The 22107-nt window shown below is 65.8% G+C and carries 12 protein-coding genes and 4 pseudogenes; 4 read left to right on the top strand and 12 right to left on the bottom strand.

Going from position 1 to position 22107, the window contains the following annotated elements; genetic code table 11:
• The first annotated feature begins 92 nt into the window (after positions 1 to 92).
• Positions 93 to 1181, top strand: a complete 1089-nt coding sequence (locus tag MBR110_RS24625) for a sigma-54 interaction domain-containing protein (protein WP_181709624.1) — start codon at positions 93 to 95, stop codon at positions 1179 to 1181.
• A 9-nt stretch (positions 1182 to 1190) separates the two neighbouring features.
• Here MBR110_RS24625 and MBR110_RS24620 read toward each other — a convergent pair.
• From MBR110_RS24620 to MBR110_RS32280, 3 genes and pseudogenes are all read right to left on the bottom strand, one after another.
• Positions 1191 to 1889 (bottom strand): annotated as a pseudogene (locus MBR110_RS24620) (glycosyltransferase); the annotation flags it as partial.
• Positions 1890 to 1938: 49 nt separating this feature from the next.
• A pseudogene (locus MBR110_RS24615) lies at positions 1939 to 2757 on the bottom strand (ATP-binding cassette domain-containing protein); the annotation flags it as partial.
• A 99-nt stretch (positions 2758 to 2856) separates the two neighbouring features.
• On the bottom strand, positions 2857 to 3204 hold the full coding sequence (locus tag MBR110_RS32280) for a hypothetical protein (RefSeq protein ID WP_011879837.1): 348 nt from the start codon (positions 3202 to 3204) through the stop codon (positions 2857 to 2859).
• Positions 3205 to 3460: 256 nt separating this feature from the next.
• On the opposite strand from MBR110_RS32280, the gene MBR110_RS24610 reads away from it, so the two are divergent.
• Positions 3461 to 5050, top strand: coding sequence for a hybrid sensor histidine kinase/response regulator (locus tag MBR110_RS24610; protein ID WP_181709623.1), 1590 nt, complete (start codon positions 3461 to 3463; stop codon positions 5048 to 5050).
• A gap of 4 nt (positions 5051 to 5054) precedes the next feature.
• Here MBR110_RS24610 and MBR110_RS24605 read toward each other — a convergent pair whose 3' ends face one another.
• The 8 genes and pseudogenes from MBR110_RS24605 to MBR110_RS24575 form a co-directional block, all read right to left on the bottom strand.
• Entirely contained in the window at positions 5055 to 5387 is a 333-nt protein-coding gene (locus MBR110_RS24605) for a hypothetical protein (protein WP_059463696.1), read from the bottom strand.
• Positions 5388 to 5416: 29 nt separating this feature from the next.
• Complete coding sequence (locus MBR110_RS24600; protein WP_059463697.1) at positions 5417 to 6622, bottom strand: zinc-dependent alcohol dehydrogenase; 1206 nt, start codon at positions 6620 to 6622, stop codon at positions 5417 to 5419.
• A 215-nt stretch (positions 6623 to 6837) separates the two neighbouring features.
• On the bottom strand, positions 6838 to 7083 hold the full coding sequence (locus MBR110_RS24595) for a hypothetical protein (protein ID WP_014725654.1): 246 nt from the start codon (positions 7081 to 7083) through the stop codon (positions 6838 to 6840).
• A 194-nt stretch (positions 7084 to 7277) separates the two neighbouring features.
• Complete coding sequence (locus MBR110_RS24590; RefSeq protein ID WP_014725653.1) at positions 7278 to 7547, bottom strand: hypothetical protein; 270 nt, start codon at positions 7545 to 7547, stop codon at positions 7278 to 7280.
• Between the two features lie 49 nt (positions 7548 to 7596).
• Positions 7597 to 7824 (bottom strand): hypothetical protein, encoded by a 228-nt coding sequence (locus tag MBR110_RS24585; protein WP_148278607.1) that lies wholly within the window; start codon positions 7822 to 7824, stop codon positions 7597 to 7599.
• Between the two features lie 167 nt (positions 7825 to 7991).
• Positions 7992 to 8540, bottom strand: coding sequence for an H-NS histone family protein (locus tag MBR110_RS24580; RefSeq protein ID WP_155624603.1), 549 nt, complete (start codon positions 8538 to 8540; stop codon positions 7992 to 7994).
• 96 nt (positions 8541 to 8636) lie between these two features.
• Positions 8637 to 8756, bottom strand: a pseudogene (locus MBR110_RS32695) (YadA-like family protein); the annotation flags it as partial.
• Positions 8757 to 8837: 81 nt separating this feature from the next.
• Positions 8838 to 16829 (bottom strand): annotated as a pseudogene (locus MBR110_RS24575) (ESPR-type extended signal peptide-containing protein); the annotation flags it as partial.
• Positions 16830 to 18293: 1464 nt separating this feature from the next.
• Between MBR110_RS24575 and MBR110_RS24570 the strand changes: the two are divergent.
• Both MBR110_RS24570 and MBR110_RS24565 read left to right on the top strand, forming a co-directional pair.
• Positions 18294 to 19367: a Dyp-type peroxidase gene (locus tag MBR110_RS24570; protein ID WP_176044343.1), complete on the top strand. Its 1074-nt coding sequence runs from the start codon at positions 18294 to 18296 to the stop codon at positions 19365 to 19367.
• A complete protein-coding gene (locus tag MBR110_RS24565) occupies positions 19360 to 20175 on the top strand; it encodes a family 1 encapsulin nanocompartment shell protein (protein ID WP_014725646.1) in 816 nt (271 codons plus the stop codon). Before MBR110_RS24570 ends, MBR110_RS24565 begins: the two co-directional genes overlap by 8 nt.
• A gap of 205 nt (positions 20176 to 20380) precedes the next feature.
• Here the strand turns inward: MBR110_RS24565 and MBR110_RS24560 are convergent, their stop codons facing one another.
• Positions 20381 to 21802 (bottom strand): purine-cytosine permease family protein, encoded by a 1422-nt coding sequence (locus MBR110_RS24560; RefSeq protein WP_059463936.1) that lies wholly within the window; start codon positions 21800 to 21802, stop codon positions 20381 to 20383.
• Positions 21803 to 22107: the final 305 nt, after the last annotated feature.

Raw genomic sequence — 22107 nt, 5'->3', positions numbered from 1 at the left:
GTATCCTTGATACATAAAAGCGACGTACACCGTGTCACTTTTTCCGCATGCCTCGACGGTTTCGGTCAAAACTTCCCAAAGCGATAACACTTATGTCGAAATCCGACGATGACGGCACGCGACTGTTCGGCCGCTCGCGAACAATCCAGGATTTGCTGCATAAAATCTCGCGCGTCGCGGCCACGCGCGTCAGCGTGCTCGTAGTAGGCGAAAGCGGCGCCGGCAAGGACATCGTCGCGCGGCTCATTCACGACATGAGCCCGCGTCGGCGCGGGCCGTTCGTGCCGGTCAATTGCGGCGCGATTCCGAAAGATCTTGCTGAGTCGCATTTATTCGGTCACGAAAAAGGCAGTTTCACCGGCGCGGTCGCGCAACATGTCGGCATGTTCGAAGCCGCGCGCGGCGGCACGCTGTTTCTCGATGAAATCGCGGAAATGCCGGCGGAATTGCAAGTCAAATTGCTGCGCACGCTCGAAACCAACACGATCATGCGCGTGGGCGGTCACGAACCGATTCCGCTCGACGTGCGGATCGTCGCGGCCACGCATCACGATCCGGTCGATGCCGTGCGCAGCGGCCGCCTGCGCGAAGACCTGTTCTACCGGATCGCGACGATCGCGCTGCACGTGCCCGCGCTGCGTCAGCGCGAGGACGACGTCGGCGACATCGCGGTGCAGATCATCGACCGGCTGAATGCGCGGCACCGCACGCGCAAGCGCCTGTCGATGCAGGCGATGAAGGCGCTGCGCGCCTATACGTGGCCCGGCAACGTGCGCGAGCTGCGCAACGCGCTGGAGCGCGCGTTCATCCTCGCCGACGAACAGATCGAATTGCAGCTGCCGCGTCGCCAGCCGCCGCGCGAGGAAGTGCGTCACAACGCGATGACGCTGCACATCGGCGCGACGCTCGCGCATACGCAGCAGCGCTTCATCGTCGCGTCGCTGCGGCATTTCAACGGCGACAAGCCGCGTACCGCGAAGGCGCTCGGCATCAGCCTGAAGACGCTGTACAACCGCCTCGCGCTGTTGCCCGAGCACGAGCGCAATGCGGTGAGCGGCGGTGCGCCCGGCGCCGCGACGAGCGGCGCCGCCACGGCGGGCGGCTCGGCCAGCGCGTCGACCGGGTCGGCCGCATCGGCAGCATCGGCCGCCGCCGCGCCGCCGACCGCGGCAAGCCAGTAGCCGCGGCCGCTACGCCGCGACGTCGCGCAACGCGCTGTCCCAGTCGCGCGCGAACCGCTCGATCCCGAAGCGTTCGCGCGCGTCGCGCCTCGCGGCCGCGCCCCACTCGCGCGCGAGGTCCGCGTCGCGGATCAGCATGCGCATCGCATCGATCAGCGCGGCCGGACGCGTGTCGGCCACGCCGTTGCTGCCGGTCTTCACGAGCTGCGCCATCTCGGTCGTTGCCAGTGCAACGATCGGCAGCCCGATCATCATCGCCTCGATCACCGCGAGCCCGAGGCTCGTGTAACGGATCGGATTGAAGAAGAACCGGTAGTGCGACAGGAACTGCGGCAGCGCCGGGTTCGGCACCTCGCCGATCCCGCCCAGCTCGGCCGAGCCCATGCCGACCAGATCGAGCGGCACGTTGCGACGCACTTCCTCGAACAGGTCCGCGCCGAGCCGCCGGCCGCGCCGCGCGAGGTTGTTCACGACCGTCACGCCCTTGGGCAGCGTGCCGTGATACGCGACGTCGTCGGGCACCAGCACGCCGTGCTCGATCACGCGCGTCGGCGTGACGCCGTTGTCCCACATCAGCGCGTTGAACGGCGTCACGTGCACCAGCAGGACGTTCGGGTCCTGCACCGGATGCAGCGTGTCGGTCGGATGCTCGCGCGGCGGATCGTGCTCGACGAACAGCGTCGGCAGCGCGCGCTGCGCGTCGCTCAACTGCGTGAGCCTCATACGCGCGGGATCGACGTTGTACGGCACGTTCTCGAGCAGCATCGATGCCCGCGCGGCACATTTCCCAGACGAAACGCCGCAGCGCGGCCGCATCGGCCTTGACGACGAGATCCTCGTCCGCCAACTGGCGAAACACCGGCACCGCGCGCTGCGCGGCCGCGTCGGCGAGCGAATCGAGCACCTGCGCGACCAGCGGGTTGATGCGCACCGGCAGCCGCGCGAACTTCGCTTCGGTGCGCTCAAGCTCGCGCTGCTTCGCCTGCAACGCCCACATCTGCGCATAGACGCCGCCGCTCGCGAGCAGCTCGTCGTGCGTGCCCTGCTCCACGAGGCGGCCGTGCTCCATCACGAGAATCCGGTCGGCATCGACGATCGTCGACAGCCGGTGCGCGATGATGAGGCTCGTGCGGTGCTGCGCGACGCGCATCAGCTCCTGCTGGATCGCGCGCTCCGAGCGCGTGTCGAGCGCCGACGTCGCCTCGTCGAACACGACGATCGGCGGCGCCTTCAGCAGTGCGCGCGCGATCGCGACGCGCTGCCGCTCGCCGACCCGCGTGTCGTACGCGTCGGGCAGCCGCTCGATGAACGCGTCGAGCTGCGCGCTGCGCGCGGCCGCGATGATTTCCGCGCGGGTCGCGTCGCGCTTGCCGTAGCCGATGTTGTACGCGAGCGTGTCGTTGAACAGGATGGTGTCCTGCGGCACGATGCCGAGCGCGTCGCGCAGGCTGCGCTCGGTCACGAGGCGCAGATCCTGGCCGTCGATGCCGATGATCCCGGCGTCGGGCTGGTAGAGCCGGAACAGCAGCCGCGCGAGCGTCGACTTTCCCGAGCCGCTGCCGCCGACCACCGCCACCTATCCAGCCGACCGCCCGTCACCGAGAGTCCCTACGAAGCCCGCCCTATCTGCAACGCGATTGCAGTTTTTTCGCATCCACCGCTCGAAAGCCGCCCCCTAGACCGACCCGGCATCCGGATCGTCGGTATTGCCCGGTTCGCTCAGCCGCTCGGTGTGATCCGGTTCGATGTCCGCATCTTCGTCGAGCCCCGCGTCGCCGTCTGCGGACGCGCGCTCGCCCGTGCCCGCACGGTCCGTGTCGCTGTCGAGCGCCGCGTCGCCGCGCTCGAGCGCGTGCTGGTCGAGCGGCGAATCGACGTCGAACGCGTGACGCCGCGCGCCGACCGTGTCGCTGCCGCTGTCCGACGAGTCGCTCGGCCCGAGCGCCCGCCCATCGCGGCCGCGCCGCTCGTTGTCCTCGTCCGGGCCGATCGGCTCGTTGTCGGGGTCCAGTGTGCTGTTCATGTCGATGCCCTCTCGTAACGGTGAAGCGCCGCCGAAGGCCGCCGTACGGGCCGCAGCGGGCAGATGGCAGCGCTGCGCAATCGGCATGCCGGGCCGGTCGCGCGCAGGGGGCACGCGTGATGCGCACCCATTCATCAGGGGAATTGAGTACCCTTATGGTTTCGACCGGGTCCATTCGATTCCAACAATTGCCGCAGCGGCGCACCCGGCGTCGGCCGGCCGCCGCTCGCGCGAGCCTCTTTCATTAGCCGTTCCGATGACACAAGACGACGCCATTTCCGACCCGCATCCGCCACTCGGCCCCGCCGATGCACGCGATCTCCTGCACCGCTTCGCCGAATTCCGGTTCGAGACGGTCGTCGGCGCGATCACCGACTACGCCGTATTCATGCTCGACCCGCAAGGCAACGTCGCCACGTGGAATCAGGGCGCCGAGCGCATCAAGGGCTATCTGCCGGCCGAGATCCTCGGCCATCATTTTTCGCGCTTCTACCCGCCCGAAGCAGTCGCGGCCGGCCGGCCCGCGTTCGGGCTGCAGGAAGCGGTCGCGCACGGCGGCTTCGAGGACGAAGGCTGGCGCGTGCGCAAGGACGGCTCGCGGTTCTGGGCCAGCGTGACGATCACCGCGGTGCGCGGGCCGGGCGGCCAGCTGGTCGGCTTCATCAAGATCACGCGCGACATGACCGAGCGCAAGCGGCTCGCGGAACTCGAAGCGTCGACGCATCGGCTCAGCGTGTTCATCGCGATGCTCGCGCACGAGCTGCGCAACCATCTCGCGCCGCTGCGCCATTCGGTCGGCGTGCTGCAGAGCCTGCCCGAGCCGGCGCCCGCGCTCGCGCAGTGCCGCGACGCCGTGCATCGCCAGGTCGGGCAGCTGACGCGGCTCGTCGACGATCTGCTCGACGTCGGCCGCATCACCGCCGGCAAGCTCGAGCTCGACACGGCGCCGGTGACGATCCGCGATCTCGTGTGCCGCGGTGTGGAGAGCGTCCAGCCGAAACTGGCGGCGCGCGAGCAGCACCTGCGCGTCGACGTACCCGACGCGCCGCTCGTCGTGCGCGGCGATGCGGCGCGGCTCGTGCAGGTGCTGCACAACCTGCTCGACAACGCGTCGAAGTTTTCGCCGTACGGCAGCCAGATCGGCATCGGCGCGCGCATGGAGGACGGCGCCGCCGTGATTCGCGTCAGCGACCGCGGCATCGGCATCGCGCCCGGCGCGCTCGAGTCGATCTTCGACCTGTTCGATCAGGGCAACGCCACCGGCACGCTCGCATCGGACGGCTTCGGCCTCGGCCTCGCGATCTGCCGGTCGTTCGTCGAACTGCACGGCGGCGCCATTTCGGCGGAAAGCGCCGGCCCCGGCCAGGGCGCGACGTTCGTCGTGCGGCTGCCGGCCGAGCCCGCCGACCAAGCGGCCGCGCTCGAAGCGTCAGGCGCGCGCAGCGTCGCGCCGCCCGCTGCCGAGCCGCTGCGCATCGTCGTCGTCGACGACAACCGCGACTCCGCCGATACGCTCGCCGTGCTGCTCGAAGTGAAAGGCCACGCGCCGCGCGTCGCGTACAACGCCGACGACGCGCTCGCGCTCGCGCGCGAGTTCGCACCGCAGCTGATGCTCGTCGACCTGTCGATGCCCGACGTCGACGGCTTCACGCTGCTGCGCGAACTGCGCGCGATGGATGCGCTGGCCGGCACGACCTGCGTCGCGCTGTCCGGCCATGCGCGGCCGACCGATCGTGCGCGCACCGCAAGCGAGGGCTTCGACGATCACCTCGTGAAGCCCGTCGAAATGGCGGTGCTCGACGCGCTGCTGGAGCGCGTCGCCCGCAACGCTCAGGCGAACCGCTGAACCCTCACGCCATCGCGCGGCACATCGCCGCGCAGGCTTCGCAGGCCTGCGCGCAGCGCCGGCAGTGCTCGTGCGCATGGCGGCCGCATTCGGCCGCGCACGCGTCGCACGCCTGCGCGCACAACGCGCACACTTGCGGCGCGAGCGTGCCGCGCCGTGCCATCGCCCCCGACGCGACGCGGCACAACTGCGCGCATTCGATGTCGAGCGCGATGCAGCGGGCCAGCGGGTTCGTGTCGGATTCGGCGAGGCATCCGGCCGCACACGTGTCGCATGCGCGCGCGCATGCGTCGCACGCGGCGATGCAGTTGTCATAGGAAGCGTTCGTTTCGTTCATCGCAGTACTCCTCGTGATGGTTGCATCGGTCAGGGCGTCAGCTTCACTTTCATCCAGCCGGGCTCGCGCACGTCGAACGCCCGATACGCGTCGATCGCGTTGGTCAGCGGCTCGCGGTGCGTGAGCACCGCGGCCGGGTCGAACGCGCCGCTGCGCACCAGCTCGATCAGATGCGGCGTGATGGTCCGGTGGTTGCAGTTGCCCATCTTGATCGTGAGATTGCGGTTCATCGCCTCGCCGATCGGAAACACGCGCGCCTGCGGCGGATACACGCCGATCACCGACACCGTGCCGGCTTTCGCGACCGCGCGCACGGCCCATTGCAGCACCTGCGATGGCCCGTCGCCCGGCACCCAGTTGCGGCCGTCCGGCTTGCGGCGCGGTGCGACCGCGTCGACTTCCGCATCGAAAGCGCGCGCCGCGTCCGCATCGGCCGCCGCAGGCCCATGCGTGGCGCGCATCGCGTCGACGCCGACCGCATCGATCGCGCGGTCCACGCCGATCCCGCCGGTCAGTCGCAGCACCGCGTCGACCGGATCCTCCTCGGCGAAGTCGATCGTCTCCGCGCCCTGTGCGCACGCCATGTCGAGCCGCGACGCGATACGGTCGATCGCGAACACGCGTCCCGCGCGCATCAGCTTCGCGCTCGCGATCGCGAACTGGCCGACCGGACCCGCACCGAACACCGCGACCGTATCGCCCGGCTTGATCTCCGCGAGCTGGGCGCCGAAGTAGCCGGTCGGGAAGATGTCGGACATCAGGATCGCGCGGTCGTCGTCGATCGAATCGGGCAGGCGGATCAGGCTCGCATGCGCAAGCGGCGTGCGCGCGTATTCCGCCTGCAGTCCGTCGAATGCGCCGGTGTCGACCGGACCGCCATAGAACGCGGTGCCCGCACGTGGGCCGCCCGGATTCGCGACGTCGCATTGGGCGGTGTAGCCCGCGCAGCAATACGCGCAGCTGCCGCATGCAATTGTCGACGGGATCAGCACGCGGTCGCCGCGTTTCAGATTGCGCACGTCCCGTCCGACCGCCTCGACGATGCCGACGCCCTCATGGCCCAGAATCGTGCCCGGCTTCATGCCGCCGAGCGTGCCGCGCACCATGTGCAGATCGGTGCCGCAGATCGCGCTGGCCGTCAGGCGCACGACCGCGTCGGTCGGCTGCGCGAGTTGCGGGTCGGGCACCGTATCGACGCGGATATCGCCGATGCCGTGAAATACCACTGCTTTCATGTCAGGCCCTCCTTGTCGAAAGTGGGAACGGTCCGGGGACCGTCGCACTGTTCGAGCAAGGCGCGCGCCCGTTGCGCGTCGGGGGCAACGCAGTGGAGTGATGCAGGTGAAACGTCGATCGCGAAGGACCGATTCAGCGGTCTATCGGCGGCACCGTGGTGGTGCCCGGCGCCGCGCGTGCGCCCTGGCGCCGGCAATCTGGCGGGCGCGGCGGTTCAGGCCGTGCCGCGGTCGTGACGCGGATACCGGTGTTCCACGCTATGAGGCGTTTCGTCGGTGACGGGCTTGAGCGCGAAGCGACGTTCGGGCAACGTCTTTTCCGTATGGAACGCCTCGGGATACTCGACACGCAAGCGCTTGATGACGTCGTCGAGGAACATGCCGCCCTGACGCTTCGCTTCCTGTAGTTCCTTACGCGCCGATGCAGGCAGAAAGAACCCACACCCGATGTCCTTCTTCATGTCACGCCCCTTGCTGGTTCTTGCGATTTCCGTTGGAACGGTGGCAGCACGTCGGCACTTCGCTGCGACGTCGGCCACACGTAGCGAAGCCCTTGAAATCCACGTGTGGCATTCAAGGGCTTCTGGGTCGATCGTCGCCTCGCTTACGGGATCGACTTGAAAATCAGTGTACTGCGCGGTGTCGCGCGCAACTGTCAAGCATCTTCAGGATGGGGCCGCGCCGACGTGCGACGCATCGACACAGGCAGCCCGAGGACGAGCATGTGGAGCGCCAACGGCACCAGCACGCCGTCGTCGACGAAACCCAGCACGGGCATCGCGAAGTTGAACGGCTCGAATGCGTACAGCGCGACGACCGCCAGCGCGGGAATCAGCCACACCGGACGATCCGGGTGAGCGAGCGCGCCGTACAACACGCGCAGATCGTGTCGCGCAGTTTTCCAGAGCAGCAGCAGGCGCTTCATCGTGCGATTCTCCGTTATCGAGCCGGTATCTTGACCGTTGCGCGCGCATTCACTTCCGCGGCGCGACGTGAGCCGGCTGCGTCGCGTAGATGATCTTCAGCGCGACGTATTGTGCAACGGCGATCGCCAGCACCGCCGCGATCAACGCGACGATCTTGCGACGCCGGCTATGCCCGCCCGCAGGTCGAGCCGCGACATCTGCTTCCGGGCGCGAGTAGCTCAACGCCCGCAAGTCGCCGATTCCCTTGCTGCTGTCGTGCATCGCCTTCATCGGCATCATCCGCTCTCGATTCATGTCGTTCGTCCATGCGAATTCATCGGATGCGATGCGTCCGATCGACGAGGGCGACGGCGCCGTCCCGACCGTCGGTGGTGAATCGTGCCAAGAAGCGCGATCCGGCGCTCGTGCTCATCGACGACCGATACGTCGAGGTCCGCATCGGTTCAGCACGTCTCTACGCTTTCTTCCAGCAGGAATTCGCTGAGGTCCTTGCCGACCAGCCACGCCGGCCGGCGTCCTTTCCCGCACCAGGTTTTTCCCGACACCGGGTCGAGATATTTGGGCGGCGGTCTTTTCATGACGGCCGCATTCCGCTTCGACAGCGCAGCATGACTGCTGCGTATCGGTAACGCCCTTCGCAGATCGTCGAGCGTGATGTGATAGGTCAACATCGTCTCCACGATATTCGCAATGACGTCGTCGATTTCGCGGTCTCGCGCCGCGGCCAACCGATGCAGGAGTTCCCGCTGCTGTCGGACCAGGTCACAATACTTTTCCATCTCAACGTTTTCACCGCTCGGAACAAAACAATCTTCCCGGCGAATCGCGCCGGACATATTGGTATGGATAGCGAACGGCCGGCGGCGGCCGCCTTTGAATCGGGCCAGCTCGCGCGAACGTGATGCGCCCGCGAGCCGTGCCACCCATGTGCAGCGCCCCGACACATCGATGCAAATGCATCGATGGTCGGGACGCCTGTTAGCTTTTGCCACTAATCACCGGTCGTCGGCTTTCGCGCTATACCGGTTGTCGTGGATGGAGTGCCCCCGGGCGAGGCCGCGCAGCTTCGCCCGGGGATCACTCACGCGTTACCACTGATACGACACACCTCCTCCGTAGGTGTTGCTGCCGCCGCCGATCCCGACGCCGAGCTTGGCTTTCAGGCTATCGGTGAACCGCACCGAGACGCCGATCGCCCCCGCCGAGTACCCTTGGTAGCTACCGGCACCCACGCCGACCGCGATCGTCTTGCCGGGATCGACCTCCGGGATCATGGTCAGCGCTGTCGCCGCGGCAATGCCCGAATACGCACGGTGCGCGACGTCGTTGATGCCCGACTGGACACGCCAGAGCTGGTTCATGTTCACCGCATCGGTCCCGTTGACCCCCGGCGCCACGTTCGTCAAGCGACGTTCGTTGCCCTGTGAGCCGAACGAAACGGTGTTCGGCTCGGACGCCACCGATCCCGTGCCGATGGCGACCGAGTTCACGCCGACCGCGGTACTGCCCTGGCCGACGGCGGTCGTATTGGCACCCGACGCCGTCGAGCCTTGGCCCAATGCCGTCGAGTTGGCGCCCGTCGCCGCCGCTGCCTGACCGTCCGCCTTCGAGTTGACACCCGACGCGATCGCGCCTTGGCCTTCGGCGGTCGAGTTGTCCCCGGACGCCGTTGCGCCGTTCCCGAGCGCAGTCGAGTTCACGCCGGAAGCCGTTGCACCCTGGCCGACCGCCGTCGAGTTCGGCGCTGCGGACGCACCGGTGCCGATGGCCATGCTGCCGTCGGTCGTCTGCGTCTTGATCGACGTCAGCGGTGCGACCGCCGTCGACAGCGACGTCAGGGTCGCGTTCGTCGTCGACAAACCGGTCGACAACGACGTGACGGCGCTGTTCGTCGTGCTCAAACCCGTCGAGGTCGAGGTCGACAGCGACGTGATTGCGCTCGCGGTCGACGACAGGCCGGTCGACGTCGAGGTCGACAGCGATGCGACGGCGCTGTTGGTCGTGCTCAAGCCGGTCGACAGCGAACCGACGCTCGTCGAGGTCGACGTGGACAGCGACGCGATGGAGCTGGTCGCCGTCGACAGGCCCGTCGACGTGGAGGTCGACAACTGCGTCAGGCTGCTGTTGGTCGTGCTCAGGCCCGTCGACAACGAACCGACGCTGGAGGCCGTGGAGGTCGACAGCGACGAGATCGAGCTGTTCGTCGTGGAGAAACCGGACGACGTCGACGTAGACAACGATGCCAGGTTGCTGTTGGTCGAGCTCAAGCTCGTCGACAGCGACGTGATGCCGCTGGTCGCGGTGGTCAGGCCGGTGGACAGCGAGCTGATGCCGGTCGAGGTCGAGGTCGACAGCGACGTGATCGAGCTCGTTGCCGACGACAGGCCGGTCGAAGTCGACGTCGACAGCGACGCTACCGTGCTATCGGTCGAGCTGAGACCCGTCGACAGTGACGTGATCGAGCTGGTCGCCGACGAGAGGCCCGTTGACGTCGACGTCGACAGCGATGCCACCGTGCTGTCCGTCGTGCTCAGGCCGGTCGACAGCGAGCTGATACCCGTCGAAGTCGAGGTGGACAGCGACGTCACCGTGCTGTCGGTCGTGCTCAGGCCCGTCGACAGTGACGTGATCGAGCTGGTCGCCGACGAAAGGCCCGTTGACGTCGAGGTCGACAGCGATGCCACCGTGCTGTCCGTCGTGCTCAGGCCCGTCGACAACGAGCTGATGCCCGTCGAGGTCGACGTGGACAGCGACGTCACCGTGCTATCGGTCGTGCTCAGGCCGGTCGACAGCGAGCTGATACCCGTCGAAGTCGACGTGGACAACGACGTGATCGAACTCGTGGCCGATGACAGACCGGTCGAAGTCGACGTCGACAGCGACGCTACCGTGCTATCGGTCGTGCTCAGGCCCGTCGACAGTGACGTGATCGAGCTGGTCGCCGACGAAAGGCCCGTTGACGTCGACGTCGACAGCGATGCCACCGTGCTGTCCGTCGTGCTCAGGCCCGTCGACAACGAGCTGATACCGGTCGAGGTCGACGTGGACAGCGACGTCACCGTGCTGTCGGTCGTGCTCAGGCCCGTCGACAACGAGCTGATACCCGTCGAGGTCGACGTGGACAGCGATGCCACCGTGCTATCGGTCGTGCTCAAGCCGGTCGACAGCGAGCTGATACCCGTCGAAGTCGAGGTGGACAGCGACGTCACCGTGCTATCGGTCGTGCTCAGGCCCGTCGACAGCGAGCTGATGCCGGTCGAGGTCGAGGTGGACAACGACGTGATCGAGCTGGTCGCCGACGAGAGGCCCGTTGACGTCGAGGTCGACAGCGATGCCACCGTGCTATCGGTCGTGCTCAGGCCCGTCGACAGTGACGTGATCGAGCTGGTCGCCGACGAAAGGCCCGTTGACGTCGAGGTCGACAGCGATGCCACCGTGCTGTCCGTCGTGCTCAGGCCCGTCGACAACGAGCTGATGCCCGTCGAGGTCGACGTGGACAGCGACGTCACCGTGCTATCGGTCGTGCTCAGGCCGGTCGACAGCGAGCTGATACCCGTCGAAGTCGACGTGGACAACGACGTGATCGAACTCGTGGCCGACGACAGACCGGTCGAAGTCGACGTCGACAGCGACGCTACCGTGCTGTCGGTCGTGCTCAGGCCCGTCGACAACGAGCTGATACCGGTCGAGGTCGAGGTCGACAGCGACGTGATCGAGCTGGTCGCCGACGAGAGGCCCGTTGACGTCGACGTCGACAGCGATGCCACCGTGCTGTCCGTCGTGCTCAGGCCGGTCGACAGCGAGCTGATACCCGTCGAGGTCGACGTGGACAGCGATGCCACCGTGCTATCGGTCGTGCTCAAGCCGGTCGACAGCGAGCTGATACCCGTCGAAGTCGAGGTGGACAGCGACGTCACCGTGCTATCGGTCGTGCTCAGGCCCGTCGACAGCGAGCTGATGCCGGTCGAGGTCGAGGTGGACAACGACGTGATCGAGCTGGTCGCCGATGAAAGGCCCGTTGACGTCGAGGTCGACAGCGATGCCACCGTGCTATCCGTCGTGCTCAGGCCCGTCGACAGTGACGTGATCGAGCTGGTCGCCGACGAGAGGCCCGTTGACGTCGAGGTCGACAGCGATGCCACCGTGCTATCGGTCGTGCTCAGGCCAGTGGACAGCGAGCTGATGCCCGTCGAGGTCGACGTGGACAGCGACGTCACCGTGCTATCGGTCGTGCTCAGGCCCGTCGACAGCGAGCTGATGCCGGTCGAGGTCGAGGTGGACAACGACGTGATCGAGCTGGTCGCCGACGAAAGGCCCGTTGACGTCGAGGTCGACAGCGATGCCACCGTGCTGTCGGTCGTGCTCAGGCCCGTCGACAGCGAGCTGATGCCGGTCGAGGTCGAGGTCGACAGCGACGTGATCGAGCTGGTCGCCGACGAGAGGCCCGTTGACGTCGACGTCGACAGCGATGCCACCGTGCTGTCGGTCGTGCTCAGGCCCGTCGACAGTGACGTGATCGAGCTGGTCGCCGACGAGAGGCCCGTTGACGTCGACGTCGACAGCGATGCCACCGTGCTGTCGGTCGTGCTCAGGCCCGTCGACAGCGAGCTGATGCCGGTCGAGGTCGAGGTCGACAGCGACGTGATCGAGCTGGTCGCCGACGAGAGGCCCGTTGACGTCGACGTCGACAGCGATGCCACCGTGCTGTCCGTCGTGCTCAGGCCCGTCGACAACGAGCTGATGCCCGTCGAGGTCGACGTGGACAGCGACGCCACCGTGCTGTCGGTCGTGCTCAGGCCCGTCGACAGTGACGTGATCGAGCTGGTCGCCGACGAAAGGCCCGTTGACGTCGAGGTCGACAGCGATGCCACCGTGCTGTCCGTCGTGCTCAGGCCCGTCGACAACGAGCTGATGCCCGTCGAGGTCGACGTGGACAGCGACGTCACCGTGCTATCGGTCGTGCTCAGGCCCGTCGACAGTGACGTGATCGAGCTGGTCGCCGACGAAAGGCCCGTTGACGTCGACGTCGACAGCGATGCCACCGTGCTGTCCGTCGTGCTCAGGCCCGTCGACAACGAGCTGATGCCCGTCGAGGTCGACGTGGACAGCGACGTCACCGTGCTATCGGTCGTGCTCAGGCCGGTCGACAGCGAGCTGATACCCGTCGAAGTCGACGTGGACAACGACGTGATCGAACTCGTGGCCGATGACAGACCGGTCGAAGTCGACGTCGACAGCGATGCCACCGTGCTGTCGGTCGTGCTCAGGCCCGTCGACAACGAGCTGATGCCCGTCGAGGTCGACGTGGACAGCGACGTCACCGTGCTATCGGTCGTGCTCAGGCCGGTCGACAGCGAGCTGATACCCGTCGAAGTCGACGTGGACAACGACGTGATCGAACTCGTGGCCGACGACAGACCGGTCGAAGTCGACGTCGACAGCGACGCTACCGTGCTATCGGTCGTGCTCAGGCCCGTCGACAGTGACGTGATCGAGCTGGTCGCCGACGAAAGGCCCGTTGACGTCGACGTCGACAGCGATGCCACCGTGCTGTCGGTCGTGCTCAGGCCCGTCGACAACGAGCTGATGCCCGTCGAGGTCGACGTGGACAGCGACGTCACCGTGCTATCGGTCGTGCTCAGGCCGGTCGACAGCGAGCTGATACCCGTCGAAGTCGACGTGGACAACGACGTGATCGAACTCGTGGCCGACGACAGACCGGTCGAAGTCGACGTCGACAGCGACGCTACCGTGCTATCGGTCGTGCTCAGGCCCGTCGACAGTGACGTGATCGAGCTGGTCGCCGACGAAAGGCCCGTTGACGTCGACGTCGACAGCGATGCCACCGTGCTGTCCGTCGTGCTCAGGCCCGTCGACAACGAGCTGATGCCCGTCGAGGTCGACGTGGACAGCGACGTCACCGTGCTATCGGTCGTGCTCAGGCCGGTCGACAGCGAGCTGATACCCGTCGAAGTCGACGTGGACAACGACGTGATCGAACTCGTGGCCGACGACAGACCGGTCGAAGTCGACGTCGACAGCGACGCTACCGTGCTATCGGTCGTGCTCAGGCCCGTCGACAGTGACGTGATCGAGCTGGTCGCCGACGAAAGGCCCGTTGACGTCGAGGTCGACAGCGATGCCACCGTGCTATCCGTCGTGCTCAGGCCGGTCGACAGCGAGCTGATCGAGCTGGTCGCCGACGACAGACCCGTCGACGTCGACGTCGACAGCGAAGTGATGCTTGAAACAGTCGTACTGGCGACCGAATAGAGCTGGCTGCCATTAATGGCATCAGTACTCGATGATGTGACTTGACCTGCTGCGACGTTGGTAATCTGACGCTCGGCCCCCGCCGAACCGACGCTCACAACGCTCGTCGGAGAAGTACCGGCAAAGTTGCCATATGTCGTGGTCCCGACCGTGGCACTACTCGTCGGACTGGCTGTCGCGGTGACGGACCCTGAACCCAGGGCAACATCATTGGTGTTCGTCGCGACCGCACCCGATCCGAATGCCACCGCGCCGTCGGCGGCTGCCGTCGACGTATTGCCGAGGGCCAACGAGCCCACGCCCGTCGCAATGTTTGCATTGCCCAATGCGACAGCGCCATTGCCAGTCGCCGTGTTGTTTGCACCCATTGCCACGGCGCCCGTACCGGTGGCCACGTTCGGATCGCCGAGTGCAACCGCGCCATCACCGCTCGCCGTGTTTCCGACACCGATCGATACTGCCTTGCCGCCAGTCGCCGATGCGCCCTGTCCGATTGCAACTGCACCGCCCGACGATGCATGCGATCCATCCCCAACCGCAACACTGCTAGCCCCAGAAGCACTTGCATTGGTCCCGACAGCAAGTGCATTGATGCCCGTTGCACCGTCGCTATTGTAATTACCTTGCTGGATGCCGTTGTCGTTGATGCTGTTGTAGTGACCTTTCGCGGCTTGGAGCGCTGTGGAGGTTGAGGTCGACAGTGATGTGATCGAGCTGGTGGCTGATGCCAAGCCGGTCGACGTTGACGTCGAGAGTGAGCTTATCGAACTGTTGGCCGAACTCAGACCCGTCGACAGCGAACTCACGCCCGTGGACAGCGAGCTGGCCGTCGTCGAGGTCGACGTCGACAGGCTGCTTACCGCGCTGTTCGTGGTGCTCAGGCCGGTCGACAGCGAGCTGATGCCGGTCGAGGTCGACGTGGACAGCGACGTCACCGTGCTATCCGTCGTGCTCAGGCCCGTCGACAACGAGCTGATGCCCGTCGAGGTCGACGTGGACAGCGACGTGATCGAGCTGGTCGCCGACGAGAGGCCCGTTGACGTCGACGTCGACAGCGATGCCACCGTGCTGTCGGTCGTGCTCAGGCCCGTCGACAGCGAGCTGATGCCCGTCGAGGTCGACGTGGACAGCGACGTCACCGTGCTATCCGTCGTGCTCAGGCCGGTCGACAGCGAGCTGATGCCCGTCGAGGTCGACGTGGACAGCGACGTGATCGAGCTGGTCGCCGACGAAAGGCCCGTTGACGTCGAGGTCGACAGCGATGCCACCGTGCTGTCGGTCGTGCTCAGGCCCGTCGACAGCGAACTCACGCCCGTGGACAGCGAGCTGGCCGTCGTCGAGGTCGACGTCGACAGGCTGCTTACCGCGCTGTTCGTGGTGCTCAGGCCCGTCGACAGCGAACCCACGCCCGTGGACAGCGAGCTGACCGTCGTCGAGGTCGACGTCGACAGGCTGCTTACCGCGCTGTTCGTGGTGCTCAGGCCCGTCGACAGCGAACCCACGCCCGTGGACAGCGAGCTGGCCGTCGTCGAGGTCGACGTCGACAGGCTGCTTACCGCGCTGTTCGTGGTGCTCAGCCCCGTCGACAGCGAACTCACGCCCGTGGACAGCGAGCTGGCCGTCGTCGAGGTCGACGTCGACAGGCTGCTTACCGCGCTGTTCGTGGTGCTCAGGCCCGTCGACAGCGAACCCACGCCCGTGGACAGCGAGCTGGCCGTCGTCGAGGTCGACGTCGACAGGCTGCTTACCGCGCTGTTCGTGGTGCTCAGCCCCGTCGACAGCGAACCCACGCCCGTGGACAGCGAACTCACGCCCGTGGACAGCGAGCTGACCGTCGTCGAGGTCGACGTCGACAGGCTGCTTACCGCGCTGTTCGTGGTGCTCAGCCCCGTCGACAGCGAACTCACGCCCGTGGACAGCGAGCTGGCCGTCGTCGAGGTCGACGTCGACAGGCTGCTTACCGCGCTGTTCGTAGTGCTCAGCCCCGTCGACAGCGAACTCACGCCCGTGGACAGCGAGCTGGCCGTCGTCGAGGTCGACGTCGACAGGCTGCTTACCGCGCTGTTCGTGGTGCTCAGCCCCGTCGACAGCGAACTCACGCCCGTGGACAGCGAGCTGGCCGTCGTCGAGGTCGACGTCGACAGGCTGCTTACCGCGCTGTTCGTGGTGCTCAGGCCCGTCGACAGCGAACTCACGCCCGTGGACAGCGAGCTGGCCGTCGTCGAGGTCGACGTCGACAGGCTGCTTACCGCGCTGTTCGTGGTGCTCAGCCCCGTCGACAGCGAACTCACGCCCGTGGACATCGAACTGACGCCGGTTGACATCGAGCTCACACTCGTCGACATCGAACTGACGCTGGTTGACATCGAGCTCACACTCGTCGACATCGAACTGACGCTGGTTGACATCGAACTCACGCCAGTCGAAAGCGAACTGACCGACGACGAGGTCGAAGTCGACAGAGAATACAACTGCGAGCCATTGATGGCGTCTTTGCTCGTCGAGGTCACGGCACCCGGCGCAAGGCCGGATAACAAAACGCCAGCGCCTCCGACGTTCGACATTGTTAGTACATTCCCCGTCGATCCACCCGTCCGGAAATAGATATTTCCGTTGGTGCCATCGACTAGCAACTGCGTGCCATTCTCGGTAAATGCGGCAAGGGCATCAGTACCCACCGTTCCGGTCAATGGGGCATCGCAAAAGCTTGTCCAAGTAAAAGTGAGACCTCCCGCAGAAGACCAACCTGCTTGAGAGCCATTATTTGAAAGACACATCCCAGAATTGCCCGCCAATGCCAGGGTCGGTGCCGCCCCCCCTGCCGCACACACGGCAACAACAAGGGCTTTTAGCTTGAGTGCCCTTGTTGCATGCGCCAACGACTCATCAGCGTGACTTCTACACGAACTCTTTTCAGAGCTACCGCCTCCATGTGCCGTGGCCATTTCAGATGCAACGACAAACATGGACCGTGATTTAGACCACACCACCTTGAATATTTTATTCATGAAACCCCCCTAGACGCCTTAAACCGGACACATGAACGCAAGTTACGCATCGGCAATTGCCGATGCCCTTACAAATAAATCAATCTCAAATTCCGCTATTTAAATAAATCTGACAATGTTCATATCGCCTATCTGCGGAATTTCACCAAAGCCCAATCGAATCGATTCCTGATCCATTTCACCCGTTCCTCGGCATATAAATCGCTCTCCGTCATCGACCTTCTTTGACGCCTTCACGCCACGAGACAACAGTGGAGCGGGCGGTGACCACGACAGCCCCGCCGCCGGTATCCACGGTGGATACGACTACTGATCCGCAATCCGTACGACGAATTTCCGTTAGTAAACCTAAAAGTTGATCTTTCTTTTCAGGAACCCCATCCAGCCCCACCATCGCCCTACAGGCTCTTCACTCTCTGACAATTATTTTTTGTAACATTGCAACAATAGGTCGGCCATGTCCATCGCGTTATGTCAGGGATCCATAAGATTTGACACTGATTAACTATTTAGCCCAAAGCAGCGACGCAAAACGCCGTCATTCGTATGAGCATATTGATGGCAGACTAAGCTTCTTTATCTACCAATGCCGAGCCATCGACTTGCCCGGCCCAATTCCCCAACCATTAGGAAGCAATCCACCACTGCAGCGCCCCAGATAGCGCTTCATGTCATTTACGTCAGACGAATTCGTTCAGCAGCTCGGTGAGCCGTAGTTTCAAACGTATATAGGTATGAACAAATGAGATCGAGAACCGATGGGAGTTGACCGCCTACTTTGTTTTTTATGATCTTTTTCATCGCCGGGCTAACCACTTTGACGTTTGCGAGTAGCCTTCCTAAAAACTCTGGTGAACTGGTCGAAGTTCGGCAAGGTGCAGATTATCGGATTGCTGAAGGAAGTCGTTGCTGCACGAACGCAGCGCCGGAAGACGCCATGGGTCGTCATAAGAAGCGCGCTCGCCGGCTCGTCCGGCGTTCGACTCGTCAGTTCATCGATGCATCTCGGCAAAGTCGACCGCTACACCGCTTCTGCATGCGGCTGCGCGATTGCCGCCGCAACATCACCCGCGTCATCCGCCATGCGATCGCAACGACGCGCGGCTCACGGCTCGGCTAGTGTGCAACGCCACCGACTGGCGTGCTTTCCGCCGTATTGGGTCGGCCAGTGTGCGAGCAAGGTATTTAAACCGTCGGGCGCCCCGCCTGCCGAAGCCGCCCGGCCCGAAGCACGCCGCCGATCGCGGCAACGGCTCCCGGCGGCTTCCGCATTTCCTGCTCATGTTCCAAAGATCAGTCGAAACTGCTAGATTGCAGGCTCGACGCTGGTACGCAGCGCGCGCCGCCCATGCGCGCACAACGTCCTTCATTCGCATGTCACACAGCCCAAAGAGAACCGTCGCATGACTCAGTCCAACCGTTCGTCTGCGTGTGCCGCGATCTGCGCGGCCCGCGCGTCCCGACATGATTGACCGCCAGCCCGCGATGCAGACCCGCTCCCCGCTCCCGCAGGCCGTCCACAGACCGATCACGCGCAGCGCCATCTTCATCGTGGCAACCTTGAACCCCGGCGCCGGCCATGCCGACACCGTCCGCGCGTGGTGCGGCGACGTCGCCGCGCTCGTGCGCTCGGTCGGCAAGCGCGTGCCGGAGGGCAAGCTGTCGTGCGTGTGCGGCTTCGGCGCCGCCGCGTGGGACACGCTGTTCGGCGAGCCGCGGCCCGCGTCGCTGCATCCGTTTCGCGAATTCGGCGGCGGCGAGCGCGTCGCAATCGCAACGCCGGGCGACATCCTGCTGCATATCCGCGCCGACACGATGGACCTGTGCTTCGAACTCGCGACGCAATTGCTCGGCGCGCTGGGCGACGCCGTCACCGTCGTCGACGAGGTGCACGGCTTTCGGAACTTCGACCAGCGCGCGATGATCGGCTTCGTCGACGGCACCGAGAACCCGGAAGGCCGCGAAGCGGTCGACTTCACGGTGATCGGCGACGAAGACGCCGACTTCGCCGGCGGCAGCTACGTGATCGTGCAGAAGTACCTGCACGACATGGCCGGCTGGAACGCGCTGCCGGTCGAGACGCAGGAGCGCATCATCGGCCGCACCAAGCTGTCCGACATCGAGTTGCCGGAGAACGTGAAGCCGTCGTGCTCGCACAGCTCGCTGACCACGCTCGACGACAACGGCCAGGAAGTGAAGATCCTGCGCGACAACATGCCGTTCGGGCGGCCCGGTTACGGCGAATTCGGCACCTATTTCATCGGCTACGCGCGCTCGCCGGCGCCGATCGAGCAGATGCTGGAAAACATGTTCGTCGGCCGCCCGCCCGGTAACTACGACCGGCTGCTCGACTACAGCCGCGCGGTCACCGGCTCGCTGTTCTTCGTGCCGTCGGCCGACCTGCTGGAAGCGCTGGCCGACCGCGCCGCGCCGGCCGATGCCGGCGCCGTCGCGCCGCCCGTCCCCTCATCGCCCGAGCCGCGTCGTGACGGCTCGCTGAACATCGGATCGCTGAAAGGAGCCCCTATCCATGAATAACCTGCACCGCGAACTCGCGCCGGTTTCGGCGTCAGCATGGCAGCAGATCGAGGAAGAAGTCGCACGCACGTTCAAGCGCTCGGTGGCCGGGCGCCGCGTGGTCGACGTCGAGGGGCCGGCCGGCCCCGCGCTGTCGGCCGTCGGCACCGGGCACCTGTGCGACGTCGCCGCCCCGCGCGAGCTGGTGAGCGCACGGCTGCGCGAAGTCCGCACGATCGTCGAACTGACGGTGCCGTTCGAACTGAGCCGCGATGCGATCGACAGCGTCGAGCGCGGCGCGCGCGACGCCGACTGGCAGCCGGCCAAGGATGCCGCGCAACGGCTCGCCTTCGCGGAAGACGGCGCGATCTTCGACGGCTATGCCGCGGCCGGCATCGTCGGCATCCGCGAAGGCACGTCGAACCGCAAGCTCGCGCTGCCGGCCGACGTCAGCGCATATCCGGACGCAATCAGCGACGCGCTCGAGGCGCTGCGGCTCGCCGGCGTCGACGGCCCGTACTCGGTCGTGCTCGGCTCCGATGCCTACACGGCGCTGAGCGAAGCGCGCGACCAGGGCTATCCGGTGCTCGGCCACATCAAGCGCATCGTCAGCGGCGAGATCATCTGGGCGCCGGCAATCAGCGGCGGCTGCGTGCTCTCCACGCGCGGCGGCGACTATGAACTGCATCTCGGCGAAGACGTATCGATCGGCTATACGAGCCACACCGACAAGGTCGTGCGCCTGTATCTACGCGAGACGCTCACGTTCCTGATGCTGACGAGCGAGGCGTCGGTGGCCGTCACGCCGCAGGGCAGCGCAGGCGTCTGACGCCGGCTCCGCGCGCGACGGCCTTACTCGGCGGCGCACGCATCGGCCGTGTCGCCGGGGTGGCCCGGCGACGACGGCGGGCATCCATGCGATCCGATCGCACGGCAACCACCCGCGACGAAGCGCACGACACGGCCGGTTCGCACCGGCCATGCCTCATCCACGACGACCGCCGCTTCGCCCGCCCCTCTCGACACTCACCGCGTTACCGCGCCGCCGACGACGGCAACTGCGCGCCCGTCTGCCGGCGCCGGTACGCGCTGTCGCGCGTCGCAAGCCAGTAGTACAGCGGCGAGGTCAGCAAGAGGCCGACCAGCCACGACAGATCCGCGCCGCCCAGATGCGCCGGAATCGGGCCCGCGTACATCGGCGTGTTCATGAACGGAATCTGCACGACGATCCCGATCGCATACGCGAGCAGCGCCTGCGGATTGAAGCGGCCGTACACGCCGCCATCCGCGGTGAAGATCGCGTCGATGTCGTACTTGCCCTTGTGGATCACGTAGAAGTCGATCAGGTTGATCGCCGTCCACGGCACCAGCACCACGAGCAGCGCGAGCACCAGATCGACGAGATTGCCGACGAAGTTCGTCGACGCGCCGATCGCCGCGTAGCAGCAGCCGACGAAGATCACGACCGACAGCACGGCGCGCGCCTTCGCGGTCGGAATCCAGCGGTACGCGAAGGTCTGCACCGACGTGATGACCGCGAGCACCGCGCCGTACAGGTTCAGCGCGTTGTGGCTGATCACGCTCAACAGGAACAGCACCAGCATCAGCGGGCCGAGCGGGCCGGTCGCCTGCTTGACGGCGTCCATCGTGTCGACGCCGGCCGGCACCGCGAGCGCCGCGACCGCGCCGAAGATGAACGCGAGCGTCGAGCCGATCGTGCAGCCGAGATAGGTGGCCCAGAACGTCGACGCGACGCCGACGTCTTCCGGTAGATACCGCGAATAGTCCGACACGTACGGCGCGAACGCGATCTGCCACAGCGCCGACAGCGAGACCGTCGCGAGCCAGCCCGCGAAGTCGAAGCCGCCGCGCGTGAAGAAATCGGCGGTGCTCACGTGCGACAGGATCATCCAGAAGCCGACCAGGATGCCGATGCCGAGCACCCACGTGCCGATCCGGTTGAGGATGTGAATGAACCGGTAGCCGACGATCCCGATCAGCCCCGAGCCCACCGCGCCGATCACGATCCCGACGGGCACCGGCACCGATGACGCGATGCCGTGCACCGACTTGCCGGCCAGCACGATGTTCGATGCGAAGAAGCCGACGTACATCACCGCCGCGATCACCGTGACCAGCAGCGCGCCCCACGAGCCGAACTGCGCGCGGCTCTGGATCATCTGCGGAATGCCCATCTGCGGGCCTTGCGCCGAATGCAGCGCCATCAGCACGCCGCCCACCGCCTGCCCGACGACGATCGCGACGATCGCCCACATCAGGTTCAAATGAAACAGCTGCACGCCGAGCGCACCGGTCACGATCGGCAGCGGCGCGATGTTGCCGCCGAACCAGAGCGTGAACAGGTCGCGCACGTTGCCGTGGCGTTCCGCGGGCGGCACGTAGCCGATCGTGTGCTTCTCTATCATCGATGACGCGTTGCGATCCGCGGTCGTCATGGTCAAGTCTCCTGTCGTGCGCAGTAACGCGCGCCTGCCGTGTCGGCCGGCGCGCGAGCGTGCGCGCCGGCAATCGGGTCCGGATGCGCGGCGACGGCGCAGCACGTGCGCGCTTTTGTCGCGATCCGGATTGGAGACGATGGTGCGCCACGCGCGTCGCGACCCGAAAATACTAAAAATATTTCCGAGACATACGAAAAAGCTCTGCAGGGGAAATTTCGGCGCCGCGCGGGTTCGGGTAAGGTGCTACGCATCCAGCGGACAGCATGCGCTGCGCGGCGGCACGCGCCGCCGCGGCGCGTATC

Origin of the sequence: Burkholderia sp. MBR-1 (genome assembly GCF_013822785.1) — a bacterium.
GTDB lineage: Bacteria > Pseudomonadota > Gammaproteobacteria > Burkholderiales > Burkholderiaceae > Burkholderia > Burkholderia vietnamiensis.
The sequence above is the reverse complement of the archived record's forward strand: the minus strand, read 5'-3'. Positions and strand labels throughout refer to the sequence as shown.